General features: G+C 51.2%; 8 protein-coding genes. 5 read left to right on the top strand and 3 right to left on the bottom strand.

What is annotated here, in order from left to right:
* The 5 genes from AC2FNV_RS18570 to rfbA all read left to right on the top strand — a co-directional run.
* The coding region (locus tag AC2FNV_RS18570) for a G8 domain-containing protein (RefSeq protein WP_496774101.1) at window positions 1-3,265 on the top strand (3,265 nt) is incomplete at its 5' end.
* Window positions 3,266-3,987: 722 nt separating this feature from the next.
* Window positions 3,988-4,548 carry a dTDP-4-dehydrorhamnose 3,5-epimerase gene (rfbC, locus tag AC2FNV_RS18565; RefSeq protein ID WP_170605342.1) on the top strand — a complete coding sequence of 187 codons (561 nt, stop codon included), beginning with the start codon at window positions 3,988-3,990 and terminating at the stop codon, window positions 4,546-4,548.
* Between the two features lie 3 nt (window positions 4,549-4,551).
* Window positions 4,552-5,595: a dTDP-glucose 4,6-dehydratase gene (rfbB, locus tag AC2FNV_RS18560; protein ID WP_170605344.1), complete on the top strand. Its 1,044-nt coding sequence runs from the start codon at window positions 4,552-4,554 to the stop codon at window positions 5,593-5,595.
* Window positions 5,592-6,443: a dTDP-4-dehydrorhamnose reductase gene (rfbD, locus tag AC2FNV_RS18555; RefSeq protein ID WP_170605346.1), complete on the top strand. Its 852-nt coding sequence runs from the start codon at window positions 5,592-5,594 to the stop codon at window positions 6,441-6,443. Before rfbB ends, rfbD begins: the two co-directional genes overlap by 4 nt.
* Window positions 6,440-7,315 (top strand): glucose-1-phosphate thymidylyltransferase RfbA, encoded by an 876-nt coding sequence (gene rfbA / locus AC2FNV_RS18550; RefSeq protein WP_170605348.1) that lies wholly within the window; start codon window positions 6,440-6,442, stop codon window positions 7,313-7,315. The genes rfbD and rfbA overlap by 4 nt, the downstream gene beginning before the upstream one ends.
* A gap of 14 nt (window positions 7,316-7,329) precedes the next feature.
* Here rfbA and AC2FNV_RS18545 read toward each other — a convergent pair whose 3' ends face one another.
* From AC2FNV_RS18545 to AC2FNV_RS18535, 3 genes are all read right to left on the bottom strand, one after another.
* Window positions 7,330-8,292 (bottom strand): hypothetical protein, encoded by a 963-nt coding sequence (locus tag AC2FNV_RS18545; protein WP_170605350.1) that lies wholly within the window; start codon window positions 8,290-8,292, stop codon window positions 7,330-7,332.
* Between the two features lie 197 nt (window positions 8,293-8,489).
* The gene (locus AC2FNV_RS18540; protein ID WP_170479717.1) at window positions 8,490-9,182 is read right to left on the bottom strand and encodes a sugar transferase; all 693 of its coding nucleotides are present in this window, start codon (window positions 9,180-9,182) and stop codon (window positions 8,490-8,492) included.
* 419 nt (window positions 9,183-9,601) lie between these two features.
* Window positions 9,602-11,110, bottom strand: coding sequence for a hypothetical protein (locus tag AC2FNV_RS18535; RefSeq protein ID WP_170605352.1), 1,509 nt, complete (start codon window positions 11,108-11,110; stop codon window positions 9,602-9,604).

Raw genomic sequence — 11,110 nt, 5'->3', positions numbered from 1 at the left:
TTACACATTCTATCTAAGTTCGGATGATGGATCTGCTTTGTATATCAACGGCCAGCCGGTTATTGATAACGACGGATTACACGGAACACTCGAGCAGTCGGTTACGTTGGACTTGGATGCTGGAATGCATGCCATCGAAATCCGGTATTTCGAAGCTTATGGTGACGCGACGCTGGCCCTTGAATGGTCCGGTCCGGACAGCGAAGGCCGTCGTGAAGTAATTCAGGGCGACGCCCTAAATCACGTCATCTATGATGATACTGGCACTGGTTCAGGTGATCCTGATTACGGAGACGGAAAGGATCAAGGTTCCGGCGGTGACGATACGTCTGGCGGTGATACTGGCACGGGAGAACCCGACCACGGCGATGGAATGGACAATGGCTCAGGCGGTGATGATACGTCTGGCGGTGATACCGGGACGGGTGATCACGACCACGGTGACGGATCGGACCATGGCTCAGGCGGTGATGATACGTCTGGCGGTGATACTGGCACGGGAGAACCCGATCACGGTGACGGATCGGACCATGGCTCAGGTGGCGACGACACATCCGGTGGTGATACCGGAATGGGCGATCACGACCACGGTTCAGGCGGTGACGATACATCTGGAGGCGATACTGGCACGGGCGCACCCGACCACGGTGATGGCTCGGATCATGGCTCAGGTGATCACGATAGCCACAGCGGCGGCCATGTGCCTCCGCCGACAAGCCCAGCCGAAGTTGACGACTATGCTGCTGCTGTGATGGCACAGCCCGAATCGCACGCGCATGGCGACGATGCGAGTCTTGCAAATGAACACATGGCCGTTCTGGACCTTGTGCCTCGCTCAGAGGCGACGCATGTGGCAGTCCGCGATGGAGACTGGTTCGATCCAAACACCTGGCATGAAGGACGCATTCCCGATGCAGGTGCTCAGGTTGTCATCCCCGAGTCGATTTCAGTGCTGTATTCGGGGCAGAGCGATGCATCGCTGTTCACTGTTCGTGTGGATGGTGAATTGTCATTTGCCCACAACGCGAATTCAAAAATGCTGGTCGATACTATGGTAGTGTCTCCGACCGGTCGTTTGGAAATCGGTACCGAGGAAAACCCGATCGGTGCTAACTATGACGTAGAAATCGTCATAGCGAATAACGGCGACATTGATACAAGCTGGGACCCGATGCTTTTGTCTCGGGGCGTTATTTCGCACGGTGAAGTGGAAATTCACGGGGCGGAGAAAACGAGCTTTTTGGCGGTGTCCGATGCGCCGATGAGGGGTGACACTCAGATTAGCCTGAGTGAGGTTCCTGAAGGTTGGCAGGTTGGAGACACGATCGTTCTGACTGGCACCCACAAGCAAGGCTGGAACTGGGACAACGATGCCTACATGATGCGTCGCTTCGACAGTCAGGATGAAGAGGTTGTAATTACCGCCATCAATGGCAACGTAATCACGCTGGATCGAGCCCTGGAATATGATCACGACACGCCACGGGACGATCTTGCCGCTTATGTGGCCAATACATCGCGTAACGTTACATTTTCAAGCGAGGACGGCGAAGACACTGCGGTTCATCACCGTGGGCATACGATGTTTATGCATTCGGACGACGTTGATGTTCGCTATGCTGCATTTGATGATCTGGGGCGGACTGACAAATCTGTACCTGCATTTTCTGTTACCTCGCTTGACAGCGTCCAGTCAGATTCAAATATCCAGTCGCGCTATCCGTTCCACTTCCACAGAACAGGAACAGAAGATCAGGAAAACCCTGCAATCGCAATTGGTAACTCTGTTACCGGCTCCCCGGGCTGGGGTTATGCTCATCATGACAGCCATGCGATATTCACTGATAACGTAGCGTTCGATATCTTTGGTGCAGCATTCGTTGCAGAGGATGGTAATGAAACAGGTGTTTGGTCGCATAACATCGCGATCGATGTCGTTGGTGTTGGCTATACAGATGCGGCAGTTAAGGACGGGCCTGCAGTAGAACGTCATGACAATGGGCGAACCGGTGAGGGGTTCTTCTTTGCAGGACGGTTGGTTGAAGCGTCAGACAATGTTGCTGCAAATACGACCCATGGCTACGTCTGGATGACTCGTCAGCATCCGCGAGATCCCCTAAGCGATAATCTGGACCAACCGGAAATTGCCTATGGCAGTGATAGCATCCGTCTGGATGTTCCTCCAATTCAAGGATTTCACAACAACGAAGCGTTCGGTACTGAGGTTGGCTTGATTGTCATCAAAGACAACCCCAATCAGGATCACGATGTTCGATCGGTCATGGATGGTTTCCTGAATTGGGAAACCTGGGAGGGCGTGAACCTTTCCTACACCTCGCATTACACATTAATTGACTTCGATATTTTGGCCACACAAAACGAAGAACTGCTCTTTGGCAGCGTTGGTTTTAATCTTGGTGGCAACGCTTTTGATGTCGTAGTTAATGGTATGCGTGTGGAAGGTTTCCGCACAGGCGTTGATCTGAACCAGGAGTTCCACTTTGGCACAGATGGCGCCGATTATGACGACGTGTTCATCGATCTTGTACTTGTTGATAACGACAATAACTTTGTCGGTTTCAACTCATCTCGCCATTCCATCATATCATCAGACGATCTTGTAGATGGTCGCCTTGGCTTCGTGTTGGAGTCGGACACTGTACTGTCCGAAGGCGAGAGCCTTTTCCTGCGGGGACTAAAGACTGACTCGATCGGTAGTCGCGACCGCGAGTTTGCCGGTGATAGGCAAATCTTGGACTGGCACGGAGAAATCGCGGCGATTATCGCGAACGACGGCTACTATAAAACTGAGTCCGGTCAGAATGTTGTTTTGATCGAAGATTTTGTCGCCGATCGTGCAACCGGGCAATTGATGAAGATGGCCCACGTTATCACGCTGGATATGACTGATGCGGAGATTGCCAATTCCTGGTCGATAAACCATTGGGGGGGCGCTCAGTACAACGGCATCATTTCTTTTGACAACGTGACGCCGACAGCTCGCGACGACCTTGCTTCTACAAGTGCCGGTAATGCGGTTCTTATCGATGTACTAAGCAACGACTCACACGTTGGCGGTGACGATATCCGCGTCGACGGATTGTCCACGACTCCCAACGGGAATGTGTATCTTCAGGACGACGGGCAGCTGCTTTATGTCCCCAACCCTGACTTCACAGGCATAGACAGCTTCGACTATTGGGCAGCTGATGAGGATGGCGACTTTTCGCAGGCAACTGTGACAGTAGAAGTCTTCGATCTCTAGGTCAGGAATCTAAGCGCCCGGGTAAGAAAAGGCTCGGGTGCATTCTATTTGTTTCAAACTAAAATCTGGGGAAGTGGAACTGATGTTCCTAGATCAGGATTTTTCCGAGCCGGAAAAAACATGCATCTGTTGAAGCGGACCAGGCTTTGCAAAAAATGGTCGTGCGGCCAGTAAGCCCAATAGTACAACTATTCCGATACCAGAATAAGTAGTTAGCGCGATCCAGCCTCCGAACCCGGACAGCAATAATGAACCACCCGCCAGAAGGCCGCAGAAGATAGCTATACACAAAGCGCCTAACACAGTCGAGTTCCCGCCTCAAACATTGAGTTGATTATTATTTATACAAAAAGCATGCATGGCTTGCTGGAACAGAGTCAAGTTGCCGGGTGTCAAAAACGGGCGGTGGGCTGCTGATGTCCGGCGAGTCTCCGCTTATGGTTTTCCCTAAAGTCGTACTTTTCAATTTCGACATGCGAAATAGTTTACCAATGGCGGCATTTTCCGCACCCTTAAGTTGAACCTTTGATAAAACATGAGACGTAAGGTTAAAATGGTTTTTCCATCCGTATTTAGAAATTTGGTCTCAATGCGTTGATGAATTCAATGGCGAAATTTGTTAAACCGACTTAGGTTGCAGAAATTCAAGATGTGATTGGCAGGCTGCAGCGGACGCGTTTAGGTATTTCTGCCAGAAATGGGTTAATGGAAGGATCCTAAAGATGAAGGTGGAAGCCGCGCCGCTGTCAGGGCTGCTGATCCTGACTCCGACGCGTTTTAGCGATGAACGTGGTTATTTTAGTGAAAGTTGGAACCTTAAACGTCTGAAACATCATGGAATAGAAATAGAGTTTGTTCAGGACAATCATTCGTTGTCCCGGCAGACCGGAACATTGCGCGGACTGCATTTCCAGTCTCCGCCGCATGCACAGGACAAGCTTGTACGGTGTGCGCGCGGTGCTCTGTTCGATGTTGCAGTCGATATTCGCAAGGGCAGCCCAACATTCGGGAACTGGTTCGGTATCGAGTTGAGTGAGGAGAACGGTAAGCAGCTTCTCGTTCCCAGAGGGTTTCTACATGGGTTTGTAACCCGCGCTCCGGATACTGAAATTTGTTATAAGTGCAGTGACTATTATGCGCCTGATTGCGACGGAGCGATCCGCTTCGATGACGGTGAGATCGGAATTGACTGGGGTCTGAACGGCTCTCCTGTCCTGTCTGGAAAAGATGCTGCGGCTCCCAGTCTCAGCGATTTTGACAGCCCGTTTGTTTGGGAGGGCTAGTCGATGAAACTTCTGGTTACCGGCGGGGCGGGCTTCATTGGATCCGCGGTTGTTCGTCTTGCTATAGCCCGTGGGCACGAAGTGGTGAATGTCGATGCCCTGACGTATGCGGCGTGTCTAGACAACGTGGCTAGCGTTTCCGACAGTCCCTGCTACAAATTTATTCATGCCGACATCTGCGACCGCGCGGCGATGAATGCGGCTATTTCGGACCATCGGCCTGATATCGTTATGCATCTGGCGGCAGAAAGCCATGTGGACAGGTCCATTGATGGCCCCGACGCGTTTATAGAAACAAATATTACTGGGACTTACAGTTTGCTCGAAGCTGCGCGAACCTATTGGGCTCGGGCAGGCAAACCTGAAACTTTTCGGTTTCATCACATCTCAACCGATGAAGTGTTTGGTAGTTTGGGCGAAACGGGCCTGTTCACCGAAGATAGCCCTTACGATCCGCGCAGCCCATATTCGGCGTCAAAAGCGGCATCTGATCACTTGGTGAGAGCTTGGCATGAAACTTACGGTCTACCTGTTGTATTGACAAATTGTAGTAACAACTACGGTCCCTATCATTTTCCAGAAAAATTAATCCCTGTTGTTATTTTGAATGCTCTGGCGGGTAAACCGCTACCGATCTACGGCACAGGTGCCAACGTACGCGATTGGCTTTTTGTCGAAGACCACGCGGATGCCTTGTTGCTTGTCGCTGAAAAGGGATTGCTCGGTCGCTGCTACAATATTGGGGGCAACAACGAACGCTCCAATCTGGAATTGGTCGAAAGCCTCTGCGCTATCTTGGATGACTTGCGACCTCTACCCCGCGGCAGTTACTCGGACCAGATCACATTTGTGCCTGATCGCCCGGGTCACGATGCGCGCTATGCTATTGATGCGTCTAGAATTCGCGACGAGCTGGGGTGGGTACCTTCAGTGACATTGGAACAGGGTCTTCGAATGACCGCCCAATGGTACTTGGATAATCCTGGTTGGTGGCAAGCTTTGCAGGATCGGCACGGCGTCGGAGACAGGTTGGGAATGGCAAAATGATTCTTGTCTTTGGGTCTTCGGGTCAGTTGGGGCGCGAACTGGCGGCGCTTCCGGACACAGAATGTTTGTCGAGAGAGGCTGGGGATCTCTCCGACCCCGCAATGTGCGCTTCGGTAATTTTGAAAAGTCGACCCGCCGCTGTAATTAATGCAGCGGCCTATACAGCCGTGGACACCGCTGAGCGCGAAGTTGACTTGGCAACGACGATCAATTGCGACGCGCCGCAGGCTATGGCTATTGCATGCGCAAAACTGAAAGTGCCGTTTGTGAGTGTTTCAACAGACTACGTGTTTGATGGAAGCGGGCACGCGGCATGGCGTGTCGAGGATAAAACGCACCCGTTGGGCGTTTATGGTCGGTCAAAACTGGCCGGTGAAAAAGCGGTTGCCGCAACTGATGCTCAATGGTTGATTTTGCGAACTTCGTGGGTTGTTTCGGCGCATGGTAGCAATTTTGTAAAGACAATGTTGCGCCTTGGATCGACCCTCGACGAACTGAATGTCGTGGCCGATCAGATCGGCGGCCCAACGCCGGCAAGGGATTTAGCCATTGCGTGTCATCGCATTGCGCATCTAATGCGCGAGGACCCTGACTTAAAAGGCATCTATCACTTTTCTGGTCGGCCATCGGTTAGTTGGGCGGATTTCGCACGCGAGATTTTCAGGCAGGCCAACTTGGACTGCCAGGTCAACGACATTCCGAGTTCAGACTATCCGACGCCCGCGACCCGACCCTTGAATTCGAGGCTGGACTGTGCGGATACTGAGCGGGATTTGTCGATTGCCCAACCAGATTGGAAATTGGGGTTGGCGGAAATTTTGATTGATCTAAAAGGATGTTATCAGTGACCAAGCGTAAGGGTATCATTTTGGCCGGAGGTTCCGGTACCCGCCTTTACCCAATTACCGAAGGTCTTTCCAAACAGCTTTTGCCGATTTACGACAAGCCGATGATCTATTATCCGCTGAGCGTCCTGATGTTGGGCGATATCCGCGAAATTTGCATCATTACGACACCGCAGGATCAGGCTCAGTTTCAACGCGCACTTGGGGATGGCAGCCAATGGGGAATTTCACTGAGTTATGTGGTTCAACCCACCCCCGACGGCTTGGCCCAGGCATATATATTGGCCGAAGAATTTTTGGACGGTGCGCCGAGCGCGATGGTCTTGGGCGACAACATATTTTTCGGCCACGGCTTGCCAGAGTTGCTAGCCAAGGCAGATAATTCGTCTTTGGCGGCGACTGTTTTTGGCTACCACGTGAATGATCCGCAACGGTATGGAGTTGTGGATTTTGATGATCAAGATCGCGTCAGGGCTATTGTCGAGAAACCGTCGATTCCGCCGTCAAACTATGCGGTGACCGGTTTGTATTTTCTTGATGGAACTGCTCCGGAACGTGCGCGTCAGGTAATTCCCTCTGCACGGGGAGAGCTGGAGATCACTAGTCTGTTAGAGATGTATTTAGCGGAAGACCAATTGGATTTGCTGCGAATGGGACGCGGTTATGCCTGGCTGGATACTGGCACGCATGGCAGTCTGTTGGATGCAGGGAATTTTGTGCGAACCCTTCAGGATCGGCAAGGTCTGCAGACCGGATGCCCAGAGGAAATTGGTTACCTTAAAAGTTGGATTTCCCGAGAAGAACTCGCCAAACGGGCTCAAACTTTATCCAAGAATGGGTACGGCGAATACCTGTCCAACCTAATCGAACGGTGACAGTTGCAGTGAAGCTATTGGGGGGGTACCCCGGTTGGCGCATAATTGGTGACCACGTCCCAAACGATTTTTTGCATCACACGCGCCGCGTCAGGTCCAGGTGAGTCCGCGTCGGAACCGTCTGCGCGCTTTAACTCATATGGCAACCCGATGGGTGACTTCTGGTACAACACTGCGTAATGGGTAAGCGCCACCAAATATGCTCCCAAGTCGTTAAAGTGAATGTTGTCCTGTTCGCCATCTTCAGTTTTGGCAAACAGGTCCTCTTTCCCGTTCACCGGTCCAATACCGTTACTTTCATCCACTTCCCGTACGAACCTCGCAAAGACTTGGCCAGCGGGGATTACGTAAATCGGGTGTTGCATGTTCTCGTAGGCTAATGCGCGCCTCAAAATTTCAGTTTCCCAGTATCGCTCCAGATCCAGGTCGAGGCGCTGCAACCACCCTTCTTCGTCCGTTAGTTCATGCCATGTTTCGTAAAGGTAAACTCGTAGTTCTGGGTTTGCCTCCCACCCTGCTTTTGCCCATCTGTGCAAGTAATCCGCGCTGTCCATGTACTTGATCGCGTCGCGAATTTCGACCATCTCGGTCACGACAAGAGCGTTGTATTCGCCAGAGGACACAGCTTCGTGGGCGTCCCTATATCTTGGGTGATCGTTTTCTTTCTCAAAGCCGTAAATGGTTTCATCTTCTTCCCAATGGGCCTTTAGCGCGGTGCCCCATCCCTGCTGACTGTTGTAACCGTGACCTTCGCCGGCCAACTGAGCCAGCATTTCTGGCATATCACGTCCAACCAAACTATGGCCGATGTGAAAAACCCGCTGTAGATCAGACGGAGCAGGGGCCGGTGTATTGTAAAGAGATTCGAACTCTGACTTGTCGATGGGTTTGGGGCCGCCGCATTTTGTCAATCCACTACAAGCAGCAAGCAGAAGTAATAGTAGTGGGGATCCAACGCGTTTTAGTTTTTTGAGCATGCCTAATCTCTTTCGGTCATGGGCCATTGTTCTAATAGAGGCGGAGGTCAAGCACCGCGATGTAGCGATGCTACATCTAACAAACAGAGACTTGCAGCAAGAGTATAGACCTGTTGCGAACGTTGGGGAAAAACACGTCAGAAATACCGCACCCCATTACAAGCTGACGGTGCGAACTGAAGTGTAACCCAAAATTGCTAGTATCCGGTCGCGCGTACGACCACGCCGACAGTGGCGTAAAGAATACCGAGGTCCGTTTTAAGCGTAAGGTGCTCGGCATAGGATGTGTCAAATTCAGCGCGGCTGGCGAATGTGCTCGCATTCCGTTCCGAAACTTGCCAAGAGCCGGTGAGACCAGGGCGCAACTGAAAGTACGCTTCGCCAGGGTATAGCTTGCGTTGCTCCGGCATCATCGGGCGTGGTCCGACCAAACTCATTTCGCCAACTAATACGTTCCACAATTGAGGCAATTCATCCAACGAAGTTTTGCGAAGAACGCGACCGAATTGAGTAATTCGAGGGTCGTTCTTGAGCTTTTGAGTCGCATCCCATTCGAGACGGGCCAGTGTGTTCTTTGATAAATACTCTTCAAGCAACACGTCGGCATTCGTTACCATCGTGCGCAATTTCCACATCGTGAACTCGCGCCCATTGCGACCGATGCGGCGTTGTCCATAGAATGGATTCCCGCCGTCGCGCGCGATCAAAGCGGCCAAGATGATAATAAGGGGTAAAACAATCGGTGCCGCCAAAAGAATGAACGCGACATCAAGTAATCTTTTGAAAATTCTACCATAAAGCCGGGTTGAATTGGCTTTATTTTCACTCACTCGGGCTACGGCTTGATGCTTCCGCGGCTCGCTTGGAAAACTCGTATCCTGAATCGTCATTTTTTTACTTTCAAACCAAAGCCAAAAAGGCTTGACCATTACGACACAAACTTCCGATGGTCCAAAAAACGACCCTCAGATCTACTCACAACAAGAAAGAGATAATAACTCTCGACAGCGTCGGCCCCCCTCTTTCACCCAATGACAGTACACCATTTACTCTAACACAACAAACCAACAGTGCCATCTTCTAATCAAATTTTCGCCTTATTCTATTTTAAGTTCTGTAATCTACATCTCATTGTTTCCAAATTTGGGCGCTGATCGTGTCTGAGTTATGGTGGGGCTGGCAGGGTCTATCTGCCAGCCGAACAATTTTTTGCACACTGTTACAGTCTGAGCACAGAGCGTAGAGAAAACTGTTCCAGCTATTTGGTCATTAAGGTTTGATGCCTTGGAAGATTTGACCACCTTAATACTCAAGTACGAGGTTTCCGAACATTGATCGGGTTGGGTTGAGAAGATTCTATGGCTCTGTCCGTGTTGAAACTTTCGGATTTTTTAATATCAGACGAGGTATTTACGTGGGCTCGCAGCACATAACCTGTAAGCGACCCGGCAATTAGCCAAGTCACAGGCGTTAGAGTCGCGTTGGGGATAAGATCAATAAGATTTGCAGCCGAGACCAACGTCAGACCAGCGGTTGCTAGCGGGATGTCTTGTTTCTTTTTCCGTCTGTGCAGTGTTAGGAGCGGCAGAGTCAACAAACCAAAACGAGCGACGTAGCCAAACCAACCAAACATCCCTACAAATATCACCCACATCCCATCGGTGATCGCTGAATAGGCGCCGGTTTCCGGGTCGTAGCCTTCGTTACGACCCCAACCTCCCCATCCAAAGAAAGGTTTTTCCTCAGCGCGGGCAAGCAAAACGTCTTCGCTTGCAACTCTTACATCAAATGATTCGGCGCGTCGTGGACTTATCTGCGCGGCCAATTCTGAAACACTCTCCACGGGGACCCAGTCCAGTCCACGTAGCATGGGATAGGTGAGAACGATCAGGGCCACGACTGATGCCGCACGCAACATCAAACGATTTGTTCCGAACATGATCAAAGGCATTAATAGTACCGTAATGACCAGTGCCCCCAGCGACTTGACAAGAACCATGGTGATAAGCATCCAGCCGAGAAACAGCATCCATCTAAAAGAGTCGGTCGCTGCAAGCGAGCTGCTGCGCAACAGAGCGGCACCAGAAAGAGTGGCCATCGACAAAAAAATGCTGACCCAAAGACCGTGTTGTAAAAAGACGATCGGGCGAAATCCCCCACCACGGACATGCTGCGAGAAATCGTGGGGGAAATACCCATAGATCCACAGGTTCAGCTGGGGGCTCATGCGCACTTCAAACAAAGCCAGCAGGCTGTAAGCTAGTCCCGACATTGCCAAAGCTACCAGCAGCACTTTGTGACCAGACTCGGTTGCTAGATACCTTGCTCCCAAAAAAAATGGGAGAATAGACACCAGCGTCTCCAGACCTATTGAAAACCCATCGTAAACTCGCATACCCGGTAGAGACAGGGGACCGAATTGCAGTGCTTCTCCGTTCGTCAGAACTGTCGCAAATCCTGATGCAAACAGCACAAGCAGCAGCAAAATCAAGACCAATCTAGCTCCTGCGGACTCTTGTTTGCTCTTGCGGTTACTAGCTGGTCTGTTCAGATGATCGGGCGAATTGTAGCTTCCCGAACCCCATGTTGGTTTTGGTGGGCGTATCAGCAGACACATTATTGTCGCGCTGAGGGCCGGGATCAACGTCTTGTCCAATACAGGCAAAATTGGCAAATCGATCTGCGGTAGGCCAGGTAAAAGCAAGTAGCCCGCAATAATTGAAGCAGAAATCGCACTGGGCTTTTCAAGTACCTTAAACAGGACAACCACAACCAGTGGCCAAGAAAAAAGCACAATGTACGCGATTACGTTTGGCAT

Source organism: Ruegeria sp. BHSA163 (assembly GCF_059613365.1).
The sequence above is the reverse complement of the archived record's forward strand: the minus strand, read 5'-3'. Positions and strand labels throughout refer to the sequence as shown.

Bases quoted from the DNA above. Each gene is read 5' to 3' on its own strand.
- rfbB (WP_170605344.1), top strand. From the start codon at position 4,552: ATGAAACTTCTGGTTACCGGCGGGGCGGGCTTCATTGGATCCGCGGTT.
- rfbC (WP_170605342.1), top strand. From the start codon at position 3,988: ATGAAGGTGGAAGCCGCGCCGCTGTCAGGGCTGCTGATCCTGACTCCG.
- rfbD (WP_170605346.1), top strand. From the start codon at position 5,592: ATGATTCTTGTCTTTGGGTCTTCGGGTCAGTTGGGGCGCGAACTGGCG.
- AC2FNV_RS18540 (WP_170479717.1), bottom strand. From the start codon at position 9,182: ATGACGATTCAGGATACGAGTTTTCCAAGCGAGCCGCGGAAGCATCAA.
- AC2FNV_RS18535 (WP_170605352.1), bottom strand. From the start codon at position 11,110: ATGCCAAACGTAATCGCGTACATTGTGCTTTTTTCTTGGCCACTGGTT.
- AC2FNV_RS18545 (WP_170605350.1), bottom strand. From the start codon at position 8,292: ATGCTCAAAAAACTAAAACGCGTTGGATCCCCACTACTATTACTTCTG.